The organism is Algoriphagus sp. (assembly GCF_024642405.1).
Taxonomy (GTDB): domain Bacteria; phylum Bacteroidota; class Bacteroidia; order Cytophagales; family Cyclobacteriaceae; genus Algoriphagus.
Genome location: NZ_JAHEBC010000024.1, coordinates 1 through 26,289, shown reverse-complemented (window position 1 = coordinate 26,289; position 26,289 = coordinate 1). Strand labels below are relative to the sequence as shown.

Sequence of the window (26,289 nt, the reverse complement as noted above, 5' to 3'; positions counted from 1 at the left end):
CGAATAGAAATTGGAAAAGAACATCCCTTCTCTCGCCAATCTATCTATGTTGGGAGTTTCAATATATTGTTGGCCTAAAAAGCCTAAATCCCCATATCCTAAGTCATCTGCCAAGATGAAAATAATATTGGTTTTTTTCTCTAATCCTATTTCTGTCTCTTCTTTTTTTGTTTCACAAGCGATTACAAAACAAGCGGTTAAGAGAATTATATAAAGCCGATATGGAAAAAAAAGAGTCTTCATCTTGTGTAGGATAAGGTTACAAAAAAGCTCAATCAAATGATTTTTGATTGAGCTAAATTTAGTATTCGAATTTAAGGAATTTTATTTCTCCACCCATTCAACGCCTGTGTTTTTCCAAGCCCTGTCATTCGCAGAGTCAATTACCGCTTCACATACTTTCTGAGTTTCGAATGCATCTCTGAAAGTTGGGTGACAAGGGGTCCCTTCATCTAGGCTTTTAAAGAAATCTGCAACTTGGTGAATAAATGAATGTTCGTAACCGATGGAAGTTCCAGGGATCCACCATCGATCCATGTATGGATGATCTCCGTCTGTCACGTGAATTGATCTCCATCCTCTTACCTGACCTTCATCATCATGGTCAAAATATTCCAATCGGGTCAGGTCGTGTAAATCCCATCTAATTGAGGCATGTTCTCCATTGATTTCGAAGGTATAGAGAGCTTTGTGACCTCTTGCGTATCGAGTTGCTTCAAACAGTCCCAAAGACCCATTATCAAAATGGCAATGGAATATACATGCATCATCAATTCCAACTTTCTTTTTCTCGCCTGTACTTTGATGAACTCTTTCTTTAATAAATGTTTCAGTCATGGCGGAAACATCTTTAATCCCCCCATTAATCCACATAGCAGTGTCGATACAATGGGCCAATAAATCACCCGTTACTCCTGACCCCGCAGCTTCTACATCCAGTCTCCACAGTGCGTCTCCACCTTGTGGTAAATCAGGACTTATCGTCCAATCCTGAAGGAAGTTTGCTCTATAATGGAATATTTTTCCAAGTTTCCCGGAAGCTACAATTTGCTTTGCCAAAGTAACAGCCGGTACTCTTCTATAATTGTACCATACAGTATTTTGAACTCCTGCAGCTTCAATAGCCTCAACCATGGATTTTGCCTCGGCAACTGTTCTGGCTAATGGTTTTTCGCAGAGAATCATCTTTCCTGCTTTAGCTGCCGCAATTGCAATCTCCGCATGCATATCATTAGGTGTACAGATATCAACCGCATCGATATCATCCCGCTCTAAAAGTTTTCTCCAATCAGTTTCTACTGATTTATAGCCCCAGATTTTAGCAAACTCTTCTACTTTTTCTTTTCTACGGGAACAGGCAGCCTGAAGCACTGGTCTATGCTCATACTCAGGGAAGAAATCTGCTAATCTTTTATAGCCGTTGGTATGGATTCTTCCCATCAAGCCAGTACCAATCAATCCTATTCTTATATATTTTTTTTCGCTCATTGTTTTAAAATCTAAAATTGAAATTCGAAAGTTTTTTGTGTTTGTTTTTCCACTGGCTATTCTTTCCAGCCATGCGCTTCTCTTACCTTGATCATCGCAGCTAGGATATCATTCCAAGTCTGCTGACTTTGCATTACTGAATTTGGGAACATACAACCATCCCAACAGATGTGCTTAAAAGCTTTAGTCAAATTACCATTTTCGTCTCTCAACCAATATCCCGCATCATGGGCAATATCCAATAAGCCATTCGGATCTGTTGCTTGGCAATGGCGGCCTGTCTTATCATGAGAGCCTGAACCAAAAACAGAACCGTCATTTTGAGCCACATGGAAATCAATAGTCCAAGGTCTCAAGGCATCTGTTACTGTTTTTAATCCAGCTTTAATTACTTCTCGATCATGCAAGTCAGCATCTTTACTAATAATTCTATGCTCTGGGGCATTATATCCTAAAGTGTAAAGAAAAGTATGCGACATATCTGCCTGGAATCCCATATTGGGTCTATCGACCATTTCCATTAATTCCACCATATATTTCCAACTATGCATTGCACCCCAACAGATTTCCCCTTCAGCGGCAAGCTTTTCACCAAATCCAGCTGCGATGTCACAAGCTTCGCGAAAAGTATCAGCAATTTGTTTGGTGTTACCTACTGGGTCTTTTGCCCAAGCATCCACAGGAGATGCAGAATCAATTCTGACAACTCCATATTTCCTTACCCCTAAATCATTGAGTTGCTTTCCGAACTCACAAGATTTTCGGACCATTTCCAGAAAAGTCTTTCTTTGCTCTTGTGTACCCATGGCAGCACCTGCCCAAATAGGAGCCACCATAGAGCCGATATTCAAATTGTATTTTGAAACTTTATCGGCTACTTTTTTTGCTTCATCAGGATTATCCAAATTGATATGTGGCTCAAGCAAGCCAATATCAACACCATCGAATTTCACTCCATTCACCTCAGCAGCTGCTGTCATTTCCAGAAGTGAATCAAAAGGTATTACCGGTTCTGAATCCGGCCCTTTTCCTACTAATCCTGGCCAAGTTGCGTTATGTAATTTTGGGAAATTATTCATTGTTAAATTGGGTTATTTGTTTCTACAATTAGTTAATTCTGTTTAGTGATCACTCCACTACCTGAAGATCAGGATTGTTAGGACCAAAATGCTTTAGCATAACAATTGGATCTGTTTTAGAATGATTCGTGATCTTGACACCTGCCTGAGCCGCTTTTTCAGATACAAAATATTCATCATGGGTCAATTGACCAAATCGAATCAATGCAGGGGTTTCAATATCCCAATCATTCATTTTCCCATAGCCTTGCATCATGATCATACCATAAGCTGCAGAATCTTTTATCGTTACCGTCTGACCCGGGAAGATGGTTAATTCTTTTGCCGAGTAATCATGGGAACGGTAACAAATCCATTTATCATCATATCCAGCAGCATTCATTTCCGCTCTATCAGAAACAGGCATTGGCTCCATGTAATGATTGTCCATCAGGTTTGGATTGACATTCAAATCCCAGTCAATCATCTCAACCAATAATTCGTAATCACCCCAGCGGTCTTTCGGAGTCGCATTCCAAAGCAATTCATCTGGAATGATAGCCTCGTTTACCAAAGACTGGTACATCGCGAATATATCAGAAGCTTTTTGAGGTTCATAAGTACACAAACTTCCAGGGGCGTGTAGCATTCCAGGAGGTACATTCCAACCAGTTCCGGGCTGTAGCCTAAATGCTTGCGAGTAATTTGTGATTTTATTATCTCCTTTATTGAAATTTTTTAAGCACTCCAAAATAGTTTCTTTTGAAGTTCCTGGAGCAATCCCAAAGAACGTGTAAGGAAAATCACCACCATGGTTATTGACTTGCGGAGGAAAATAATAAGCCTCTGGTTTGCCGTTTTGCCCGGTAAGTTTTCCAAATTCATCACTAGGATGGATATGGTGTGGTAAAGGTCCCATGTTATCAAAAAATTTGGAATACATAGGCCAGGACTTGTATTTATTCCAAAGTCTATCTCCAATTATCTGACCTCCCAGTTCATCGATAGCGTCTTTCAAAAGGAAAAGTTCCGTTTTACCTCCATCTTCATATGCAACATGGCTTAAGCCTTCATTTTTACTTGTTAAAGGGCCATTTTCTGCAGGTGTAGTTGATGAAAACCAACGCTCATCTATTCCTCCTCTTGCTCCACCCAAACAATAATAATCATCTGGATGCAATTTTATTCTTCGGCCAGGCACACAAAAAGACCGAGGTACCCAGGTAGGAGTCAATCTTAAAATACCTTCACCTTGTTCAAGCGCTTTTTTTGCTAAACTCATTTCTTAGTATGGGTTAATGGGTTATTGAGTAAAATTATTAAGTTTTGATAGTTTGATTCTACCTTTTTTCATTTAAAATCCAATACATCTTTACCAGTAATCACTTCTAATTTCAATTCATAATTTTTGCTTTCACCTGGTGGAATCATGATCAATGTATTGTTTTTTCTTGCCGCCGCTTGTCCTATAGGAGGATTTGTAGCCGGCTCCAATGCTGTCACATATTCATTTTTCCCCCAGTGCTGCCAATGAATCAACCAAGGCATTTGAGTTTTTGAAAATGAAATCTTCAATCCCAATTGAAGATCATCATTTGCATACCCACATACTACCTGATCCAAATCATCAGGCTTAGGGTCAATAAAAGCAACATCTTCTCCGAATCCATTATGTTCTTCTAAAGGTGGTGCACAAACTTTAAATCGATGCTTTTTATTAAACTCGGTATTATTTATATCATTTTCTTTTGGAACGATCTGCCCATCCCAAACTATCCTTGTTTCCTGATCAATAAGGGGCCATCCGCAATTAATATGATATAATATCATATGAGGTGCAGGTGTATTCCCTTTATTGACAATCGTATCACTAACTTTAATCGAAGCAGATCCCAACATTCCTGAAATTTTTCTTGTCAATTCCAGACTAGGACCAAATGTGGTTGTTTCCTTAACTCTACCAACAATTTCGAAAGTCAAATCATTTTGAAATAAGTCCGGCTGCTTGATAGAAACAAGTTCCCCAGGTATGTTACTGAAATTACCATGTAATCCTCTTTCTCCATTTTCATCAGCATTCGGAGGACCGGCATTAGACAGACCACAGGTAGTCAATAAACCTCCACCAAATGTCCTAAGCCAATCAATTCCTTTATTTGAAAATGGTTGCGGGCCTACTGTGCCACTATGACTTATCCATGCCAGACTGCTGGCATTATAAAAGCAGTCCAAAATATCCAGTCCTCTATCTAAAATTACTTTATACCTAAGACCAGAACCAGTATTGATCCAAGCTATTCTGACTCCCCTTCCTGCTCCGTTATCAAGCACAGAAGTTTCAATTCCCCCAAGTTGCTGGGAATTTGACAATTTATCTTTCCAATTGGATGGATCTGAGAGGTTCATTATTGGGTTTAAAATTATACTGTAATCTATAAAAAAGGCCTTCTGACACTATCCTGCCGTATCGGAAGAGAATTAATATTGAATTTTAAAAGTTAAAAATTCGACAGAATAAAGTTGTGCCGTTAGTCAAAAAAATTCAAGAAAAATTGATCCAAATTTCAGTTTAACTAATGAATCAAAAAATATTCTAAATCATTTTATAATTACTTCCAAACCTAACTATTTCATAAAAAAATAATTAGTACTAAATAGCTAACTATCAATGCTTTTAGTACATTTATTATTGCTATGAAAGCAAAATCCATCAAGGTTTTTTGGAGTTTAATTTCAAAGATATTTTCATTTTTCAAAAATTCTAAACTTTTACAACCATGGCCAAAAAATTAAGCGCAAAAATCCGAAATCTTGGTAGCCAAACAGAAAATGAGGCTGCCAAAAAAGTTACCAAAGTTGAAATAAAATCAAGTAAACCATTGAGACCTACAATTAAGTCTAGGACTTCTATAAAAAGATTCTCATTAGGTACTATCACCTCCATTTGGCACGATTCAGACGAAAAAATCAATCCAAGAAACCTTCGCACTATCGACTTCAAATTTGAAAAAGCACCAACTCTTTCTGCCAGAACTCCTAAGGTAGGTATCAGTTTTGAACCTATGGAAGGAGGCGACATAGTCTTTCATCCTACTCCCGGATTTACCAGTCAGAAACCTTGGCGATGTCAAGTTTCCATAAGGGCATATATTCATAATCAAGAGTCAAAAAAAATTGACCTGAATGAAGTAATCTTTGAATACAAAATCGGAAGTAATGTGGTAAAAAAAACAATTCATCTCCCTTCAGATAAGTTGGAAATTGAACCTAATTATATTCAATCCTGGCAAAACAGTAGGGAGTATCATGAAAATGGAGATGTGATTTTCATAGAAGCTCCATTTCCCACATCTATCAAAATGAGTTTCATTTTCGAAGGGTTTCCTACTCCTGTTACCTTTACTAAGAAGCTGAAACCTTACACCAATTCTTTCGCATTCCCATTCGACATTGCAGATTTTAGTAAAGATGAATTTGTAGAAGGCTATTCAATGCATGGTGGTGGAGATCAGGTTTTTGCGTACGATCTTGGAGTCGCAAAATATGACTCTGGTTGGACATCCCTGGTTAAAGATAAAGATGGAAGTGAGAATGACCATCACCTGATTTGGGGTAAAAAAATACGGGCAATGGCAGATGGTACAGTAATGCATTTTGAAAACAATGTCCCAAACAACTGGGCTCCTTTTCCACCAGATAAGTCTGATGCTTTCTATGATAATCTAGGAAAAAAACAAATGGATGAATTATGGGGATCATTTGATTATGGAGGAAGTGGAAACCACTTGTATATCCGTCATGGAAATTTAGTTGCACTATATGCACACATGATCAAAGGAAGTGTATCCAATGAATTTTTAAAAGTTGGCGCGGTAGTTAAAAAAGGCCAGGTTCTGGGTAAAGCAGGGAATTCAGGAAGCTCAAGTGGACCACATTTTCATGTCCACATCAAAACTTTTAATAAGGCTGACGACCCTGAAGGTGGAAAATTTCGCCCACTCCTTTTTAACACAGGTTTCGTAATTGGTAAAGATGAATACCAAAAACCAGGTTCAAACATTAACTGGTCAAAATTAAACACCTTGGGAATTCCGGGCCAAGTAAAAAAACCCTGTCTTATTTATCCAAATGTTAAGCACCCCTATTGCGAATATCCAACTAACTGGGGTGAGGTTTGTAGATTTGGTTTGCCTTTAGAAAGTTACCAAACAGAATTTGATAAAATATGGCCATGTGGATACTACCCTATTTGGGTCGATGGCTATGAAGTGAATGGTAAGACCTATTTTAATGTCATTTTCAGGCAAAGCAATAACATCTCTTGGGCAGCTCGCCACCAAATGTCAGGAACATCCTATCAAAAGGAATTTGATAAATTCTCTCAAGCAGGTTATAGGTTAGTTCATGTAAATTCCTACCTCAGTAGCGGAAAGATCAATTATGCGGCAATTTGGGTATTTGGGAAAGGCCCTGGGGGATTAGCCTACCATGGAAAATCATTGAAATGGCATGAGGATAATTTTCAAATTCATATTAATCAAGGACTTGTGCCAGTAAATGTATCTTGTGTGAAATCCGGAAGCAAAACTTATGTAACGGCCCTATGGGAAAAAATCAAAACAGGAGGATTTTACTTAAGACCTGTCATGACACTTCAATCATTTAAAGAGGCTTTTGACCAATACACCAATAAAGAAAAGTTTAAGTTGGTATATCTTGACGCCTATCTTAGTGGGAACCAACCTTTATTAAGTGGCATTTGGTATAAAAAAGCAGCGAATTACAATGGATGGTTCGAAAAGCATAATCTGAACTCATCGCAATTTCAAAATGAATATAATCAGTTCTTAGACAATGGGTACCTAACTCGAGTAATAGCAGGATATGAACAGAATAATCAACCCCGCTTCGAGGGCATTTGGTCCAAATAGAAGAACATCATCAACTTTTGATCAATGGTCAAAATAACGTAAAAAAAAGCACCGATAAGACGCTGTAATTCTTATCGGTGCATTTAACGTAACAATTAATCTATATTTCCAACCCAATTAATTCATTTTAATCATCAAATCTTTATACTGTACTTTCATTGGAGGTCCTACATGAACTTGAACTCCCAGATATCCTTTTGCCGAGAAATTTGCAGGATCTTCATCATGAACTTCACTCATTAAGACTCCATTCACATAATGCTGCAGCACATTTCCTTTGGCAATAATGTGAATATCATTCCAGTCCTCGGATTTGATTTTTGTTTTCAACTCATCCCGATCACCAATCTCTTCAATAACATTCAATCCTTTCCAGGCATTCCTTTCGACATAATCTCTTAGATTCCCGGTTGGATTTTCCTGAGGTGTTATTTTAGTCTTTTGTCCACGATAGGCCAAGGTCGTTCTTTTTCTCTCCTCGTAATTCTGCCCGGTATAATTGATCCTTCCATCGATATCTGCTTGATATCCTTTGAGAGCAAAAGGAACATCTTCTACCATGTCGCTTCTATAATTGATCCCTGAATTTCCAGTTTCAGAAATTTTAAACTTTGCTTTCAATTCAAAATCACCAGGCTGCCCACCTTGCCAAATAAGAAAGGTGTTGGCCTTCAATAATGTCTCAGGCGTAATTAATCCTGTTATAGCACCATCTTCTACACTCCAATAAGTGGGGTTACCTTCCCAACCATCTAATGTTTTCCCATCAAAAATAGATTTGAAATCACTTTGGGACTGAATAGAATTCACTGCTGTTTTATTAGCAGGAACCATACTCAACAGCAGCCCTAAGGCTACTGTTGGTAAAATCCCAATCAATAAATAATTGATCTTTTTCATAGTTAGTCAGTACTTGATTGTGCTCCAGATCCTTTGAATACTTCATGATCAGGATTTCCTCCTGACACCAAATAAGCCATTAAGTCTTTAAGCTCTTCCTCATTTAGCCTGTTAATCATTCCTGGCAACATGATCGAAACCTCGGATAGCTTAACAGCCGATACGCTGGATTTAGGAACTGTTCTGATTGTTTGCGGAGCAAATGGATTTTGTGAAACGTAATAATTTGCTTCATCTTCATTTGTTACTCTACCTACTACAGAATTTCCGTCATTTAGAACCAAGACGGAGGCAGCATATTGATCTGAAATCACCGCACTAGGATCTATAGTAGCTTCCAATATATCTTTTGGTGAAAATCTTGTTCCCAATTGTGTTAAATCCGGACCTATGATTCCTCCTTCACCCTGCATCGTATGACAAGACTGACAAAGTGTTGCCGCATACATGGCTTTACCTCTAACATAATCTCTTCCTGACAAATCTTCAACTAAAGGAGTTGCTTCTTCTAAAGTCCATCTTCTACCAGGACCTTCCGGCTGAATATCAGATTGAACAATGTCATTTCCATTTCCAGTTAACATAGCTGCACCTGACATTTCATCATACTTAGCATTTTCCGCATTTGATACATGTGACAATGCCATTTTTCTTGCTCTATCAATAAACCCAACATAACTTCTTCCTCCCTTGTAGTTAAATGCATTTCTGATCCAAGTGAAGTATTGATCATGAAGTTCTGGAGTCCATCCTTTTTCAGCTCCGCCTAATACAACGGCATAATAAGTTTGCTGAGCAGGTGGGACATTCGCCAACATATTTGCGATATCCATTCCATATTGCGGATTTCTCATAATCAAATCTGAAGATGAGGTGAATGTTTTTTGATAAGACTCATCATCTTTAGCAGTTTCCAACTGAGCAACAATCTTATTTACAGCATCGGGTGCGCCTGTATATGAAAGAAGTTTTGCCAACTCCCTATCCAAATTGTTATTTCCAGATGGGAAATTTGGGTCTAGGTAAGAGATTATCTTTGGGAAAGATGCTTTTGATGAATTTTCAAATCTAAATAGAGTCAATTCTATCGCTCTTAGTATGTTTTGTTTCCCCGTTTCGGATAAACTTCCATAGTCGATGCTTGTTAACTTATCTAAGAGTGTAGTTGCTACACTTGCGTCTCCATGTCTTGCCAGGGCAATTGCAGCCTGTATTGCTATGTTAGGATTTTCTTCTGCAAACAATTTTGATTGCCATTCTGAAAGAGGCTGATGCTCTATTGCTATTCTTGCGGCATACTGAACAAATCTATCTGGATGAGCTAAATTTGGCCAAGCTGCGTCAACTGCTCCGGCTTTTGGCCCAGTATGATATTCCTCTAAGCTTCTTCGAAGCATATGCTCCTCAGTCAGAGTTTGTTTTGTATCTGTTCCAGCTGCCTGATCTCCATCATAATATACCCTGTATAAATCAGATTCCAGTCTTCTGCCTCCGGTTAAAAAATACATGGATCCATCAGGTCCAAACTCTCCGTCAGTAAGAGGGAGCGGTGAACCTGAAATAAACTCTTCGCCACTTGCAGCATAAGATGCTCCTTCAGGAGTCAAGGTAGTCGCGTAAATAATTCCGAAACTCCAATCAAAGGTGTAAAGTGCTTTTTTATACTTCTCAGGAAAATTAGAATTAGTTCCAAACATCACGTTTGTTGGCGAACCCTGTCCTATATTTAAAGCGGCAGGAAGATTATCAGGATAGTTTGGAGACCATTTTTGGTTACCAGTTCTCCATCCAAATTCTGCTCCACTTGGTACATAGCAAATTCTGGTAGGTCTATACCAGGGCATTCCAAAATCCCACTCCATATCAGAGTCATAAGTAAACAGATCTCCATTTTCGTTAAATGCAATATCGAATTCATTTCTAAATCCGGCTGCTATTAACTCCCATGATTTACCTTCTGGATCAGTTTTAGCAATCCATCCTCCCGGAGCCATTCTATCATTGGCATGGCCTCTTGGGTCTTTGATTTCAGGGAATAAATTATCTCTATCCCAAACTTTCGGAAGTCTGTAGGCATCCATTTCAGGAACATCCACATGATTACCAGCAGAAATATAGATCGATTGCCCATCTGGAGATAAGATCATACTATGAGGGCCATGTTCACCAGGTGATCCTTCCATAAGTTTAATTAGGGTAACAGTCTCATAACGATCATCCCCGTCCATGTCTTGAATTCTATACATCCCTGTAGTCCTTTCAAACTCGTCATTTCCTCTGTGATTTACCATCACATAGACTGAATTAAATGCATAGAGCAACCCTTGTGCATAGCCCATCCCTAACTTTTGGTCGGTTTGATCTCCCACAATTAACTTTTCAATTTTTGGAGCCAAAGAATCAGACCCAATAGCAGGAATTTCTAATCGGTATAGCCCACCATATTGATCAGCTGTGATCATTCTGCCTTTATCATCAAAGGTCATTGCAACCCATGATCCTTGGTCATTTTCTCCCGGGCTGTAGATATGTTCTGCAACAAAGCCAGGGGGCAATTTCAATTTTTCAACCTTAGGGTGTAAAGGTTTACTTTCTTCTTTTTTAGCACAGGAAGCTACCCCAAAAATAAAAAGGGATAAAATCAGTATGCGTGTTAAGCGATTTTTGTGATTCATGGGATTTATGGAAAGTTAATTGAATAGCTTACTGTTTGAACTTACTCAATGAACACAATTCTAAGATAAATTGCACGAAGAAATACAAGAGTGGCTTGAAATCTAAGTAATTCCTGCATGAAGCGGTGTTTACCGCCCCATGCAGGGATTTTTTAATCTTGAATTTTAGAAATATGGACTCAAATCAGATTCTGCCGCAGGATATGCATAAAACTTATTCAAGTTTGTAAATGCATTTGATCTTGGAACAGCTCCTTCAATAGGTGGGTAATAGTAATCCAATGGATTAGCAATTATTCTTTGCCCATAAGGTCTGATAATTTCCTCAATTCTATCTGTTCTTTGGATATCAAACCATCTTTTGTTCTCGAAAGCCAACTCTACTCTTCTTTCTTTGAAGATAGCCTCTCTCATATCGGCCTGACCAGAGGCAGTAGTTGGATCTAATCCAGCTCTATCTCTTATTTGATTTAAATAAACAGCAGCTTCTCCTGACTTACCTTGCTCATTCAAGATTTCTGCCATGAACAACAACACTTCGGCATAGCGGTAAACTACCCAGTTTGTACCTGTATTACCATGTTGAGAGTGTTGCTTCGCATGTTTCTTGATATAAGGATAAGTCTTATCATCTCTAAAACTACCTGCCAAGAAAACATAATCAATAGAGGCATCTTCTCTTAAATCTCCATCCTCATAAGCAGCGATTATATCAGGAGTGGGAATATTATTTCCCTCGCCATCAATGTTCTGAGGATTGCTGGTACCCATAATAGGCTGCAATTCACTAGCACTAATTGGTCTTGGCATAAAATTGTATATAAAACTGCCATTTAGTCCTGCTGCTCCTTCTATAAACTGAACCTCAAATACTGATTCTGAATTATTCTTATTATCAGCATTTCCAGGGAATGCCATAGCATAGTCACCCATTAGCATATACTCACCACTTGTCACAACAGGAGTTAAGATTTGCTCAGCGTCAGACCATTTTTTCTGATTGATATAGACGTTTGCCAACAAAGTTCGTGCAGCTCCTTCAGTTACTCTACCTGGGGTCTGAGCAGATTTTTTAGGCAATAATGGAACAGCAGCTTGCAGATCCTGCTCAATCTGAGCATAAATAGCAGCTTCAGGAGAAAGATCCAATGCTGCTTCCTCTCTGGTAGCTACTGGAGTAAGATGTAAAGGAACGTTTCCAAAGTATCTCACTAACTCAAAATAGGCATACGCTCTTAGAAATAATGCCTGCCCTTTGACATTAGCTTTTGCAGCTGCATCAAATTCAACGTCATCTATCAAAGACAGGATTTGATTGGTTCTAGAAATAATCAAGTAATCCTGCCTCCATTGATTCAGAACGTGGGTATTTGCTGAGGTTCCATTTGATTCAGGGATGGAAAAATCTGCAATGTCCTCCTGATTATCAGTTGCACCAAACAATACATTTCTAGCATAGTAGGTATTGTCCGAGTGCATTTCCCCTAGAAGCCAAGCTCTATCATTGATGATGGTTCGAAGGGGCACATAAGCAGCATTTACTGCTTGCTCAAAGTCAGTTTGATTTTTAAAGAAGGTAGCCGAACTTAATTCAGTTTCTGGCACTACCGTTAGAAAGTCCTCGCAGCCAGTCAATAATAAAGACGCTACTGCAAAGGCTATTATATGTTTTTTCATTTTTTCTACAGTTTGATTTTACTAATGATTGGTCAATTAAAACGTGATATTTACACCAAAAGTGATAGTACGAGGAATAGGGTATCCAGCCAAATCTACACCTGGGCTTAGGTTACCTCCATCTCCTTGACCATTGTTTTGCATACTAACCTCAGGGTTAGATCCACCCCAATACTTTGTGAAAACCCACATATTCTGACCCGATGCATATAAACGGGCAGACTTTATAGCTTTTGGTAGATTAGTGAAATTATAACCAACTGTAATGTTTCTGATTGTGAAATAAGAAGCATCATAAACGAAGTTACTATTTGGCCAATCACGCTCAATACCAGTCACATTACCACCACCTACTGTAGTTCCAAAGATTCCTTCACCTGGATTTTCTGGAGATCTGAAACGGTCAGCCACTTTAGCAACCATATTGAATACCCCATCCAAGTTAGCAGTAGAATACAAGTGTCTCATGTACAATTGATTTCCATGAGAACCTGATGCAACGATGCTAGCATCAAAATTTCTCCACTTAAAGTTGTTAGTAAAACCATATACAAAATCAGGGAACGGATTTCCGATAATGGTTCTATCATCATTATCTCCACCAAACGTAATTACTCCATCACCATTCACATCTTCCAATTTGATACTACCTACGGTAGATCTACCTGGAATCTGAGGAGAGTTTGCCAAGTCTTCTGCATTCGCATAATTACCTAGTTTATTTAATCCATAAAACTGACCAAATGGCTGTCCAACCTGAGTGATATGAGCAAAGCCATAAACTCGATCGATTCCATCTGCTAACTCCAATACTTCATTTCTATTGATGGATAAGTTCGCATTGACACTCCATCTGAATGCTCCAGGGGCAATAACTGCATTGACTGTAAATTCATGACCCCAAAACTTAATTTCTCCAATGTTATCGTTGAAGTTGGTAAAACCTGATTCCTGAGGAACCTGAACAGCATACAATAGATTGGTCGTATTCTTGGTATAATAATCGTATCCAAAGGTCACTCTATCATCCCAAAGACCTAAATCGAATCCAATGTCAAGCTGTGTTGTTGTTTCCCAACCTAAGTTAGAGTTGTTTAAGGAGGTTACTGCTGCACCTGGTAGTACAGAACTTCCAAAGGCTGCATTAATGGTATTATTTACCAAAGCATATTGAGTATAATTACCAATATTATTATTACCAGTTACCCCGTAACTTGCTCTCAATTTCAGAAAAGAGACGGATGAACTTGTGTTTAAAAATTCTTCGTCAGAAATCACCCATCCTACCGAAGTAGAAGGGAAAACACCCCAACGGTTATCTGAACCAAATCTAGAAGATCCATCACCCCGAATGGAAGCAGTAAATAAATACTTTCCTTTATAATTATAAGTCAATCTTGAGAATATCGAAGTCAAAGACCATTCATCTACATCAGAAATTGTTCCACCCCTATTGACATTGATTGCACCTTGGATAGTTGGAAGCCTATCATCTGCATAAGTATCTGCCTGGATTCTGGTTCTGTCTCTTCTAAATCGTTGATTAGAAAAACCAGCCAACACTTCAAAATTATGATCTCCGATAGAATTGGCATAGGTCGCAATATTTTCATTCAACCATGAAAAGTCTTGAAAGTTGTCTCTAATAGAAACAGCAACGGTTGGAATTGCCCTGTTAATGGCATTTGTAGCTGTGGATGGATTAAAGAAAAAGAAGTTGCTATTTCTTAATTCCGCATTGAAAGTTGTTTTCAAAGAAAGACCCTTAATTGGTCTCCATTCTGCATAAGTATTTGCCAAAATATTAACCCGCTTTGTTTCGTTTTTTATTTCGTCAGCGGATCTCAACCAGTTAGGATAGGCGAAAATATTTCCTGTTTCAGCGGGGAATCTATTGAATAATGTCAACTCCCCATTTTCATCATAAATGTCCATTACTGGCCAAGTGTGAAGAGCATTAAATAGGATACCAGTACCCCTTGAACCATCTGTCTGAGGAGTATTATCAAAAATATAGCTAGGAGCCACATTCAAACCTATGCTTACTTTGTCTGAAACGGTATAATCCGTGTTCATTCTAAGAGAGTATCGCTTAAAATCAGTATTTCTCACCACTCCTTTTTGATCAAAAAAGCCGGCGACAATTGCGGTATTAACTCTTTCCTTATTGGAAGTAATCGTCAAGTTATAATTAGTAATGGGAGCAGTTTCCAACATGGCACCATACCAATCATTATTTTTATCTCTGAAATCCGCTGGATTTTGGAAAATCGCAGGGACCGGTTGTCCAGCATCTGTGTAATACTCTTTTTTAAATTGAGCAAACTCCTCGGCATTCAACATTTCTAATCTGCCTTGCTCAGGAACTTTTTGGAAACCTGTATAAACATTCAAGTTCACATTGGTTTGCCCTACTTTTCCTCTTTTCGTAGTAATCAAAACCACTCCGTTAGCAGCTCTAGAACCATACAATGAAGTCGAAGCGGCATCTTTCAATATTGTAATATCCTGAATCTCATCTGGATTTAAAGTATTGATATCGCCAGTAATAGGAAAACCATCTACTACATATAATGGATCACTTCCACCAGAAACAGATAGTTGGCCTCGGATTCTAACATTCATTCCTTGACCAGGCTTTCCAGTAGTTTGGTTAATCTGGACACCTGCTAATTTACCTTGCAATTTTTGCGCAGTAGTTGTAACAGGTAAATCCTTCAACTCATCTTCACTAATGGTTTGGATTGCTCCTGTAACCTCTTTCTTAATCTGGCTACCATAACCCACCACCACTACTTCTGAAAGATCAGACATCGAGGTATTTATAGTGATATTATAGTTAGTCTGTCCTGATTGAACTGTTATTTCTTCGGGTGTATACCCAATAAAACTGATCACCAAAACATTTCCAGCAGATGCCGAAATACTAAAATTTCCATTTAAGTCTGTGACTGTTCCGACTTGAGTACCTTTTATCATAATGGTAGCTCCAGGCACGACTTCTCCTGTTTCATCCTTCACATTACCCGTCACATTAAAAGTCTGTGCCCAGACTGAAATGTTGGTAGAGAGGATAATAAAAAGAAGCAATAAAAAACGCTTCTTTAATAATAGATAATTGTTTTTCATACAAATTGGGTTTTATGTTAACAAGCGGTAATTTCCATCAATTAACTTCTAATGACACCTAAATCTATCCTGTCGCATCCTGTGCTTATATAATATTTATTAAATTATAAATCAGCAGGATAGAGCAGGATAGTTATTATATTTTAATCATTTTCTTAATAGAAGTTGCATATCGTTAATTATTTTTCAATTTATCTAACAGATTATTTAAATAATTTTTAAAAACTTACTCTAAATGAAATATACCTCTATAACTCCTTAATTTACAGATATTTTTAAAATGAAAAATTTATTTTTTTATGATATAAATCATTCTATCCAGCAAAAAAAATTTTATTCGTTTAAGTAAAACAACTTTAGTTTGTTTTGAGTCCTAAAATTCTAATCATTTTTCTAATACAGTATAGAACAGGATAGAAAGGATTATATATACTGGTACATTGACTTTTAAGTATTATACAATAAAACCCAAAATACATGGAAAAAATAAATCTACAGTTTAACCATGTCAGCTTTTTATGGGATGATAAAAAGGCTGCCGCTTTGGAAGGAAACGAAGTTGACTTATTGATCTATAGATCCAATATCCTGGGCGCAGATCTGCGCATCACCAACTATGGTGGAGGGAATACCAGCTGCAAGACTTTTGAAGCCGATCCTCTCACCAAAGAGTCGGTAGAAGTCATGTGGGTCAAAGGTTCCGGTGGGGATATCGGTACCCTGACCAAAGCCGGGCTGGCCGGGCTTTATGTCGATAAGCTTCGCGCTCTTCAGGGAATCTACCGGGGCATCGAATTCGAAGATGAAATGGTCGGCCTGTTCAATCACTGCATCTACGATCTGGATTCCAAAGCCCCTTCCATCGACACTCCTTTACATGCTTTTTTACCTTTCAAACATATAGATCACCTGCATCCTGATGCAGCCATTGCCATTGCAGCTTCCAAAGACGGGGAGCAGATCACTGCCGATCTCTGGGGAGGACAGATCGCCTGGGTACCCTGGCAGAAACCCGGATTCGATCTGGGTCTGCAGCTTCAGCAGACCCTGGCAGACAATCCCGGCATCCGCGGCATCATGCTCGGAGGTCACGGGCTCTTCACCTGGGCGGATACTTCTTACGAATGCTATATCAACAGCCTGGAAGTCATCGAAACAGCTTCCGCTTATCTGGAAGCAAACTACGGAAAGAAAAGACCCGTATTCGGCGGTCAGAAAGTAACTTCCCTGCCGGCCGAGCAGCGTGCTTCACAGGCAGCTCTACTGGCTCCTGTTCTTCGTGGACTGGCTTCTTCTGAGAAAAAGATGGTCGGTACCTTCTCGGATACAGAAGTTGTATTGCAGTTCATCAACTCCAATGATCTGGGCAAACTGGCACCCATGGGTACTTCCTGTCCCGATCACTTCCTACGTACCAAGATCTCTCCTTTGGTTCTCGACATTCCGGCAGATAAAGATCTTTCTGATCCTTCTTCGCTAAAAGCAGGACTGGAAGTGGAATTCCAGAAATACCGGGAGATGTATGCCGATTATTACCAAAAACACAAGCACCCCAATTCCCCTGCCATGCGTGACCCCAATCCGGTCATCATCCTTTGGCCGGGAGTCGGTCTTTTCTCCTTTGCCAAGGACAAGCAGACCTCCAGGGTAGCTTCTGAATTCTATATCAACGCCATCAACGTGATGCGAGGGGCCGAGGCGGTTTCCTCTTATGTTTCCCTTCCTCTTCAGGAAGCCTTCAATATTGAATACTGGCTGCTCGAGGAAGCAAAACTCCAGCGGATGCCCAAAGAAAAACCATTGTCCAGACGCATTGCCCTGATCACGGGAAGCGCCGGGGGAATCGGAAAAGGCATCGCAGAAAAATACATCCAGGAAGGCGCCTGCGTGGTGGTGACCGACATCAATGCGGACCGACTGGCAGAAACCGAGGCAGCCATGCAGAAGAAATACGGAAAGGATGTGTTCCTCGGGGTAACTCTCGATGTCACGGATCCTTCCAGCGTGAAAAAAGCCATGCAGGCCATCTGCCTGAAATTCGGCGGAATCGATATCATCGTCAACAATGCCGGTATCTCCATCTCAAAGGCTTTCGAGGCCCACTCTGAGGAGGACTGGAATAAATTACTCGACATCCTGGTCAAGGGACAGTTTGAGGTATCCCAGGTAGCCGTCAAAATCCTCAAGCAGCAGGGACTCGGTGGGGACATCATCAACATTGTCAGCAAAAATGCTTTGGTGGCCGGTCCAAAAAACGTAGCTTATGGTACTGCAAAAGCTGCACAGATCCACATGTCCAGACTCATGGCCGCTGAACTCGGTGAGGATAAAATCCGGGTGAATGTCGTCAATCCGGATGCGGTCATCGAAAACTCAAACATCTGGGAAGGTGGATGGGCTGAAAACAGAGCCAAGGCTTATGGAATCGAAGTCAAAGATCTTCCGGCTTATTATGCCAACCGGACTTTGCTCAAGGAAGCCGTCAAAACTTCCGATATCGCTGAGGCAGCTTTCGCTTTCGTGTCAGGAATGCTTAATAAAACAACAGGAAATATGATCAACGTGGACGGTGGTTTAGCTGCCGCTTTCCCGAGATAGAACCCGATTTCTACTTAACGCAAAAAAGCCAACTCTAGAGTTGGCTTTTTTGCTTGGCAACTATTATTAAATTATTTCATTGGAGAAAAAGGTAATGTCTTAAAAAAAGTGGCGTCTACTTTCTCTACAATTTTACCATTTGCTTCTGAAGCATCTCGGGCTGCAACCCAATCCGGATCTTTTAGAAAACGCTGAAAAGCAGCCTCAAAAGAAGCTTGATCTTCATGAGCAAGTAAGTATACAAGTTTTGACTGTCCTCCCTCCTTTTCTGAAGTCAACCAATAAGGATGATTTTTAAGTCCTTGACGCTCGAAAAGTTCCTGTGTATGATCTTTGAATCTTGTGATCAAATTATCAATTTTCCCCTCAAAACAGGTATAAATTCTTAATTGGAAAATCCCACTATTGGTCGGCATCATTCTTTCATTTAGACCAGGAGCCAAAGTCATAAAAGTCTGATCAATTTTCGAAACCAGGGCACCGTCTACTATAGACTCTGCATAGGCTTTTTTCCAATCAGGATCATTTAAAAAAACTTCCCACATTCGATCTCTTGCTGCCTCATCGGGGTAACCTAAAATATAGGTCATGGAATTATCGTTGTTTTCCACCGGAACAAAATAGGCGATATTTTCCATTCCACTTTTTTCAAAAAGGGCAACTGTATGATCTTGAAATCTTTTGATCAAATCAGGTAACTTCCCTGGATTTGCATAGTATTTTCTGATTTCAAAATAACTGGATTTGATATTAGAAGTCTGTTGACTGAATACCGAAAAACTGAACATCAGTGCACATATAAGAAATAGTGTTATTCTTTTCATGGGTCTATTTTTTTAAGTTAAAAATTTGAGATTTTACTTTTTCCAGGCCCTCAATAATCCTGGAATCATCACCAAAGCAATAATAATCAATCCAAACGATTCTCTGGATTCCTCCATAAAATCGTTTTTCATACTCAGGTCATGCTGTTCCACTTCTTGGGAAACCCAACCTCCAACATCTCCCTGCCAATAAAATGCAGCTCCAATAACGCAGGCTAACACAACTACTGTAAGGGGGATTTTCGGGAAAATACCTCGAAAACCAAGTAGACAGAAAATTATAGCTACCCCGTAAATACTTACCCAAATCTCTGGGTCTGGATCATTAAATTGCCAAAAGGCAAAGAGAGCAAAGAGAAAAACCCAAAGCCCATAATACACTTTATTAAAATTCATGGTTATAATGGTTTTTGATCAAATCTACAGAAAACAGGGAATTTTATTTAATTTAAATGTGTAAATGGTGATTTTGTCATTAACCAGAAATTTTTAAACTATAATTATGAAATTACTTTCATTAATAATCGCTCATGTTTAAGAAGTATCTTATTCTCCTATTAATACTATCATTCAGCAGAATAGGATTATCACAAAGTCTGGACTCTTTGGTCATGAGCAAGCCGGATAGCCTCAAAAAACCGGTAGTTTTTTATGAAGATACCTTATTTTTCATTGGGACTAAATTGGGACCTTTTAATCCTCAAGAAAGAGCAAATAGTTTCTCTAATAAATTGGAACTGCTCCTCGATTCGGAAGTATTAGACACCACATTACTCATTGCTGTTGAAGATGATCTGGCAATTGAAATAATGCATGGGGAAATTATTTTAGGTAGTGTCACCACGGCTGATGCTGACTACCAAGAACAAACGCAGGCGCTTTTAGCTAAAGAATACATTGATGCGATCAAAAGCTCCTATGCAAAAAATCACCAAGGAAGATCCTTAATTCAAAATATTACCCGAACAGGAATTTTGATAGGAGTTTTAATTGTTTTGATTCTTTTAGTCAGATTCATCAACATTGGATTCAATAAATTAATCGATTTCATCCTCTCTAAATGGCATCAATATTTTAGAGGTATCAAAATTAAAAACTTCGAATTATTATCTGCCGAGAGACAAGAAGTATTACTAAAAGCCTTGATGAGATTTTTTAAAATCCTGCTCATCATTGTTTTACTATACCTGGCTTTGCCTATTGTTTTCAGCATCTTCCCCGCTACAAAAAATCTAGCGAACACTTTATTTGGCTATATAACTGACCCATTCAAATCCATTATCAATTCATTTTTTGGCTACATCCCTGAATTATTTATGATTCTAGTGGTAGCATTTATTACTTATTACCTTGGGAAGTTTATCGATTTTATATCTGGTGAAATAGAACGGGGAAACTTAAGTGTTCCTGGTTTTTATCCTGAATGGGCAAAGCCAACTTTTAATCTTGTAAAAATCATCGTATTTGCATTTTCATTTATAGTCATTTTCCCATACTTACCGGGTTCTGATTCACCTGCTTTTCAGGGAGTCAGCGTTTTTTTAGGACTCTTGATTTCCCTAGGCTCTTCATCTGCCATTAGTAATATTATTGCTGGATTGGTCATCATTTACATGAGAGCTTTCAAAATCGGTGATCGGGTAAAAATCGGTGAAACAGTTGGAGATGTGATTGAAAAAACGATGCTGGTGACAAGGTTGCGAACCATTAAAAATGAGGAAGTAACTATTCCAAATTCTGCAATTTTAAATGGGAATACCGTGAACTATTCAGTGGAATCTAATGGGCCAGGGTTAATCCTACACACAAAGGTTACTATTGGTTATGACGTTCCCTGGAGGCAAATTCATGAATTACTTGTAAATGCGGCATTAAAAGTTGAAACAGTAATCAAAGAACCAAAACCGTTTGTATTACAAACAAGTCTGGATGATCACTATGTAAGCTACCAAATCAATGCTTACACAAATGATTCTAAAAAAGCTGCAAAAAGTTATTCTGATCTCCATGCCAATATTCAAGATGCTTTTAGCGAAGCGGGAGTAGAAATCATGTCTCCTCATTATCGTGCTACTAGAGATGGAAGCCAACTCACCATTCCCCCAAAATATATCCCTGAGGCTGATGTTGTCGAAAGTCCTTTGGTTCAAGAAGAAATCAAGAATGACAATCCCGAGGATCCGGGAGATGTAGCAGAGGATTCAACTTATAACTAATTTTTCTATGTTGGAAATATGCCGAGCAGAAAGCGAAACTGATCTGCAGGGAATCCTGGATCTTCAAATAAAAAATCTTCCCCAAAATATCTCACCTGAAGAAAAGTCAGAACAGGGTTTTGTTAGGGTTGAACATAACCTCGAATTATTGCGATTACTGAATACTATTGAAGCTCATATCATCGCAAAAGACGGAAATTCAGTGGCTGCATATTTTTTAGCGATGACAAAAAAATCAAGAAATGATGTCCCCATGTTGGTTCCCATGTTTCATCAATTTGACAAACTCACCTACAAAGGAAAAAGTGTAAGTGAATATAATTACATGGTAGTAGGTCAGGTTTGTGTAGGAAAAAACTATCGAGGGATAGGTTTATTCGCTAGTTGCTTTGAAGCTTATAGGAATGCATTTGAAAAGGATTATGATTTTGCGATTACAGAAATCTCTGTTTCTAATCCTCGATCAATAAAAGCCCATCAAAAGGTTGGATTTGAGATTATCCATACTTTCCAAGATGAGTATGAAACCTGGGTAATCGTAGTCTGTGACTGGAATAAAAAATAAATTTACTTCAACTTAATTCTCAACAAATCCATATCTGCAGTGATATAAAGATATTCTTCATCAAAATCAAAAGTACAGTTTGAGGTAGCTCTACCAGTTTTTATTGTTCCTAAATGTTTCCCTTCTGGACTAATGATCAAAATGCCTCCCGGACCACTGGCAAAGAGATTACCACTACTATGAACTGCTAATCCATCAGGTAAACCCGGATTCTCCTCTCCCACTAAATTTGTAACATCGAAAATAATTTTACCTGAAAAGACATTTCCATTTTCATCCAATTCGTATCGATAATACCTTGCCTTCATAGGATCAGATTGAGCGATGAATAGTGATTTTTCATCCGGACTAAGACCAATTCCATTAGGTCTCGAAAGTGAATCGATTTGCAAAGAAAGGTTGCCTCTGAAATCAATAAAATAAACTCCCTGAAAATCCAATTCCTTAGTATCCCATTCATCTAAACCGTAAGGAGGATCAGTAAAATACATCCCACCATTATTATTTATAACCAGGTCATTCGGGCTATTGAATTTTTTGCCTTCAAACTGGTTCGCAATAGCAACAAAATTCCCAGATGGGTTTCTAATAGGGCTTTTCATAACCGCCAATTGTCTCGCCCCATGCTGACAAAGCAACAAATCGCCGTTGATATCTAATACCAAACCATTGGAACCTGGCTCTCTTTTATTTTCCTCATTACCAAAATAACCCGATGGTTCTAAATAAATCTCTAAACTGTCTTGTTCGGTCCATTTCCAAATTCTATTCTGAGGGACATCTGAAAAAATCAAAGCATCAATTACCTCCAACCATAAAGGCCCTTCAGACCAGTCAAATCCAGAGGCAATTATTTCGATTTTAGAATCTATGGGAATTAGTTGATCAATTTCTGAATCCAATCTTTCCACATTCCCCGTAGTCGAATAATTTGGTCTGGAACTATCTGAAGATTCTGTATTAGCAGACTCTTTTCCATCCTTCGTTTCCGGGGATTTACAGGAAAATACAACAGCTAAAATAAAAAGGAGATATTGGGTTTTTCTCATAGCTTAAGTAGGGAGAAATAAGAATTGAATCAGATAATATCTCCAAAATAAGAATTTAACTCAAGATTTTCACCCCTTATAAATCTGCTTACAAACCAGTAGATCTCGAATCAGCTCCTCGATCTTTGATTAGATGGTTTCTTACAGCCAACTTTCTATACATTAAGATAGGATCAGAAGCTCCACCATTTTGTAATCTTGCTTCTCTTACCAATGGCCTCACATCTCTTTGGAAAGCATCTTGAAGACATTCTTGGGCTCCTACTACATCTCCTTCTAACTGACAATTAGTTAGTTTTTTTCGATCCACAAGTAGCGCTTTTGTATAACTGATACTGATGATCTCCAGTGCCTGCATTAAATCTTCCAGAGGATCTTTGGTATTATGGCTAGCGTCAATCATCCAAGAAATGCTTTCCCAAGCCTGGGCACCATCTTCAGATCCAGAAACTAATTCACAAAAAATCAAGAATAGCTGATAAGGCTTTATACTACCTGTTGTCAAATCATCATCTCCATATTTACTGTCGTTAAAATGAAAACCTGCCAGCATATCCTGATACATGAGGGTAGCCACAATCTGTTCAATATTCGTATTTGGTAAATGATGTCCCAAGTCAACAAGGACTTTAGCACGATCTCCCAAAGATTTACAAAGCAAAGATGAAGTACCCCAATCAGGGATGATCGTATGATAAAAATTAGGTTCGTATGGTTTGTATTCAAGCAATAACTTCCAATCCAATGGCATGGATTTATAAATTTCCTCCAATGACTCTTGAGTCCATTGCAAAGCATTTCTTAGACTTGATTGTCCAGGAAAATTACTTCCATCAGCCAGCCAAACGGTCAGGCCTTTACTTCCCAACTTCTTCCCGATTTCAATCACTTCAATATTATGGGCAACAGCTTGATCCCTGACCAATTTTTTAGCATTTCCTAGCGAGCCAAGTTTGTATGATTCTTTCTGACCATAATCCTGAAAGGTATTGCTGTTCATAGCATCAAAGGAAATCCCCAGCTCATCTGCAAGCGATTTAATGGCCGTGTAATCGGAAGGGATATCCCAAGGAATATGCAATGAGACGCTATCTGTTTTTTGGGTTAAACTTTTCAACAATCCTATATCTTCCAACTTCTCTTCCAAATTTCTAGGTTCGCCTCCTATTCCAAATCTTCCAAATCTTGTCCCACCAGCTCCCAAAGCCCAGCTAGGCACGGCAATCTGAAAACCTCTGATTTTTTTAATTAGCTCATTTACTTCAAACCCATCATTTATGAGTCTACCTGAAATATGATTCAATTCATCTTGATGAATCTGGGCGCTTGAACTATTGAATTCTTTTATTTTTTCTAAAGATAATTTCATGATTCATCAGGTTGATCATCAGTTTTTTTATTGATCCAAAACGGAGCAGATACAAACCATAAAAACATACCTATGGTCATATAAAGATGGCTTGAGTCAAGACTAATGATTGTTTTAAAAAACATTATTGGTGGAACGATAGTAAGAACCAAACCAATGAATGAAGCTATTTTGAGTATGTTTTTCATGCTAGTTTAGTTTTAAGTGCCGGAAAACTAATTTTGGAGAAACTCACAAAAAGGATCACAGCGATAAACCAACCAGGAAGCCCCAAAAAGAATATGTCCAATCCGTAGAAGTAATTCAAAAGTAAGCAGGCAAACAAGGTACTAATCCATGCCGCAAGAGCTGGCCAAGTAAAGGACTTATTATTTCGAATAGCTTGCTCTTGTTGAAAACCAAATTTATCTGCGAAATAAAAATCCGCAAAGATAACTGCTCCCATTGGCATCAATACCAATCCGTATAGCGCTACAAAATCGAGAAGCTTCATTACCAAGGCAGGAAAACAGGCGGCTAAACTTGTAATCCCTCCCACAATTGCTGTGATTTTCCAGGTTTTGGTTTTGGGGAATATCCCCTGAAGAGCTAACCCTGCTCTGTAAATAGTTGGATTGGCTGTAGTCCAACCTGCCACCACGACGCAAACCGCTCCGGCAATCCCTGCAGCTTGATAAGCAATTGGACCAGGTGCAAATTCCTGGGAATTAACATTGGTCTGAAGAAATACTGCATATAATATCCCAGAAGCTATCCAAGCCACAAAGTGGCCAATGTACATACCTGCAAAAGAGAAGAATCCATATTTCCAAGATTTAGCATATCGAAGTATTGTTAAATCTGACATCCCTATATGCATGGCCATATTACAAAACCAGCAAAAGAAAATGATGTGCCAGATATTGAATTTTGATATTCCAGGAAGAGGAACTCCAGTCCAAATCACTTCTTTGGCAGCAACTACAAATTCATCAAAAGAATGAACTCCTAATTGCGGTAATGCGGCAAAAGCAGCAGAAACAAAGATCAAAATCATCCAAGGAGCCATTACATTGGCAAATTTAGCTACCTGATTATACCCTCTGATAGCAATCAATGTGATGATTGCTCCCATGATCATCACTGCCACTATCCATCCTGGGGTTTTTGGATACCAATCTGTCAAAGTAGGCATTTCAAGACCAAAAGGAATACCTACAGCAGTTGCCGAAACAGCAATCATAGATCCCGCCAAAAAGCAAAACATCAAGGCGTTTATAAAATTGTATAAGTTGACAACAGACTTTCCAGTTATTCTTTCCAGCTGATAGTAAAGTGTCAAGCGTTTTTTCGTAGCTATTGGGCCTGTCATTAATCCCCAACTTAATACAGCTAATAAATTCCCGATAAATAGTCCCAAAATTAAATCGCCGGCGCTCACACCATGTGCCACAAATAAAGGCCCGATTACAAACTCCGTCCCAGCCGTATGCTCACCTGCATACATTCCTAAAAAGCTTTTCCCGCCTTTAAGTTGATTATCAGGAACAGGAGTCCTTTCAAACTCGTTATTCTGACTGACTATTTTTTTAAATAATTTTTGATCTTTCATATCGTGGGTCAAAAAATCTAAATTAACTCTTCTAACTATCCTGTTCCATCCTAGGAAATTGTCAAAAGATAGGAATAAAAGTAAAAAGCTGTTTCTCTTCCGACTCCATTTCTTTAACTTAGAACTTAAATAAAACACCTTTAAATAATAGAATAAACGGGGATTCATTTTCTAAATCTGAACTTTTCAAGACAGCACAGGATACCAGAAATTATTGAG

The 26,289-nt window shown here is 38.7% G+C and carries 19 protein-coding genes; 4 read left to right on the top strand and 15 right to left on the bottom strand.

Going from position 1 to position 26,289, the window contains the following annotated elements; translation table 11 throughout:
- The 5 genes from Q0L68_RS03615 to Q0L68_RS03595 all read right to left on the bottom strand — a co-directional run.
- On the bottom strand, window positions 1-243 hold a 243-nt coding region (locus Q0L68_RS03615; protein WP_296699452.1), incomplete at its 3' end, for a sulfatase-like hydrolase/transferase.
- Between the two features lie 81 nt (window positions 244-324).
- Entirely contained in the window at window positions 325-1,488 is a 1,164-nt protein-coding gene (locus Q0L68_RS03610) for a Gfo/Idh/MocA family oxidoreductase (protein ID WP_296699450.1), read from the bottom strand.
- A gap of 56 nt (window positions 1,489-1,544) precedes the next feature.
- The gene (locus Q0L68_RS03605) at window positions 1,545-2,567 is read right to left on the bottom strand and encodes a TIM barrel protein (RefSeq protein WP_296699446.1); all 1,023 of its coding nucleotides are present in this window, start codon (window positions 2,565-2,567) and stop codon (window positions 1,545-1,547) included.
- 49 nt (window positions 2,568-2,616) lie between these two features.
- Window positions 2,617-3,828 (bottom strand): hypothetical protein, encoded by a 1,212-nt coding sequence (locus Q0L68_RS03600; RefSeq protein WP_296699444.1) that lies wholly within the window; start codon window positions 3,826-3,828, stop codon window positions 2,617-2,619.
- Between the two features lie 68 nt (window positions 3,829-3,896).
- Window positions 3,897-4,952, bottom strand: a complete 1,056-nt coding sequence (locus Q0L68_RS03595) for an aldose 1-epimerase family protein (RefSeq protein ID WP_296699443.1) — start codon at window positions 4,950-4,952, stop codon at window positions 3,897-3,899.
- A 371-nt stretch (window positions 4,953-5,323) separates the two neighbouring features.
- Here Q0L68_RS03595 and Q0L68_RS03590 point away from each other — a divergent pair, with 371 nt between their 5' ends.
- Entirely contained in the window at window positions 5,324-7,477 is a 2,154-nt protein-coding gene (locus Q0L68_RS03590; protein ID WP_296699440.1) for a peptidoglycan DD-metalloendopeptidase family protein, read from the top strand.
- A 117-nt stretch (window positions 7,478-7,594) separates the two neighbouring features.
- Here Q0L68_RS03590 and Q0L68_RS03585 read toward each other — a convergent pair whose 3' ends face one another.
- From Q0L68_RS03585 to Q0L68_RS03570, 4 genes are all read right to left on the bottom strand, one after another.
- Window positions 7,595-8,311: a DUF1080 domain-containing protein gene (locus Q0L68_RS03585; RefSeq protein WP_296699455.1), complete on the bottom strand. Its 717-nt coding sequence runs from the start codon at window positions 8,309-8,311 to the stop codon at window positions 7,595-7,597.
- Window positions 8,312-8,379: 68 nt separating this feature from the next.
- On the bottom strand, window positions 8,380-11,052 hold the full coding sequence (locus Q0L68_RS03580) for a c-type cytochrome (protein ID WP_296699437.1): 2,673 nt from the start codon (window positions 11,050-11,052) through the stop codon (window positions 8,380-8,382).
- A 165-nt stretch (window positions 11,053-11,217) separates the two neighbouring features.
- A complete protein-coding gene (locus Q0L68_RS03575; protein WP_296699433.1) occupies window positions 11,218-12,729 on the bottom strand; it encodes a RagB/SusD family nutrient uptake outer membrane protein in 1,512 nt (503 codons plus the stop codon).
- A 36-nt stretch (window positions 12,730-12,765) separates the two neighbouring features.
- A complete protein-coding gene (locus tag Q0L68_RS03570) occupies window positions 12,766-15,858 on the bottom strand; it encodes a TonB-dependent receptor (protein ID WP_296699429.1) in 3,093 nt (1,030 codons plus the stop codon).
- 477 nt (window positions 15,859-16,335) lie between these two features.
- On the opposite strand from Q0L68_RS03570, the gene Q0L68_RS03565 reads away from it, so the two are divergent.
- A complete protein-coding gene (locus tag Q0L68_RS03565) occupies window positions 16,336-18,456 on the top strand; it encodes a bifunctional aldolase/short-chain dehydrogenase (protein WP_296699425.1) in 2,121 nt (706 codons plus the stop codon).
- Window positions 18,457-18,527: 71 nt separating this feature from the next.
- Here Q0L68_RS03565 and Q0L68_RS03560 read toward each other — a convergent pair whose 3' ends face one another.
- Together Q0L68_RS03560 and Q0L68_RS03555 are read right to left on the bottom strand one after the other, a co-directional pair.
- On the bottom strand, window positions 18,528-19,280 hold the full coding sequence (locus tag Q0L68_RS03560) for an NIPSNAP family protein (protein WP_296699422.1): 753 nt from the start codon (window positions 19,278-19,280) through the stop codon (window positions 18,528-18,530).
- Window positions 19,281-19,313: 33 nt separating this feature from the next.
- Window positions 19,314-19,676, bottom strand: a complete 363-nt coding sequence (locus Q0L68_RS03555; RefSeq protein ID WP_296699420.1) for a transmembrane 220 family protein — start codon at window positions 19,674-19,676, stop codon at window positions 19,314-19,316.
- Window positions 19,677-19,891: 215 nt separating this feature from the next.
- On the opposite strand from Q0L68_RS03555, the gene Q0L68_RS03550 reads away from it, so the two are divergent.
- Both Q0L68_RS03550 and Q0L68_RS03545 read left to right on the top strand, forming a co-directional pair.
- Complete coding sequence (locus Q0L68_RS03550) at window positions 19,892-21,496, top strand: mechanosensitive ion channel family protein (protein WP_296699418.1); 1,605 nt, start codon at window positions 19,892-19,894, stop codon at window positions 21,494-21,496.
- Window positions 21,497-21,503: 7 nt separating this feature from the next.
- Complete coding sequence (locus Q0L68_RS03545; RefSeq protein ID WP_296699415.1) at window positions 21,504-22,061, top strand: GNAT family N-acetyltransferase; 558 nt, start codon at window positions 21,504-21,506, stop codon at window positions 22,059-22,061.
- Between the two features lie 2 nt (window positions 22,062-22,063).
- Here Q0L68_RS03545 and Q0L68_RS03540 read toward each other — a convergent pair whose 3' ends face one another.
- The 4 genes from Q0L68_RS03540 to Q0L68_RS03525 form a co-directional block, all read right to left on the bottom strand.
- Window positions 22,064-23,110, bottom strand: coding sequence for an SMP-30/gluconolactonase/LRE family protein (locus Q0L68_RS03540; RefSeq protein WP_296699413.1), 1,047 nt, complete (start codon window positions 23,108-23,110; stop codon window positions 22,064-22,066).
- Between the two features lie 88 nt (window positions 23,111-23,198).
- Entirely contained in the window at window positions 23,199-24,479 is a 1,281-nt protein-coding gene (locus Q0L68_RS03535) for a TIM barrel protein (protein ID WP_296699411.1), read from the bottom strand.
- Window positions 24,476-24,667, bottom strand: coding sequence for a hypothetical protein (locus Q0L68_RS03530; RefSeq protein WP_296699409.1), 192 nt, complete (start codon window positions 24,665-24,667; stop codon window positions 24,476-24,478). The genes Q0L68_RS03535 and Q0L68_RS03530 overlap by 4 nt, the downstream gene beginning before the upstream one ends.
- Window positions 24,664-26,070, bottom strand: a complete 1,407-nt coding sequence (locus Q0L68_RS03525) for a hypothetical protein (protein ID WP_296699406.1) — start codon at window positions 26,068-26,070, stop codon at window positions 24,664-24,666. Before Q0L68_RS03525 ends, Q0L68_RS03530 begins: the two co-directional genes overlap by 4 nt.
- Window positions 26,071-26,289 lie beyond the last annotated feature (219 nt).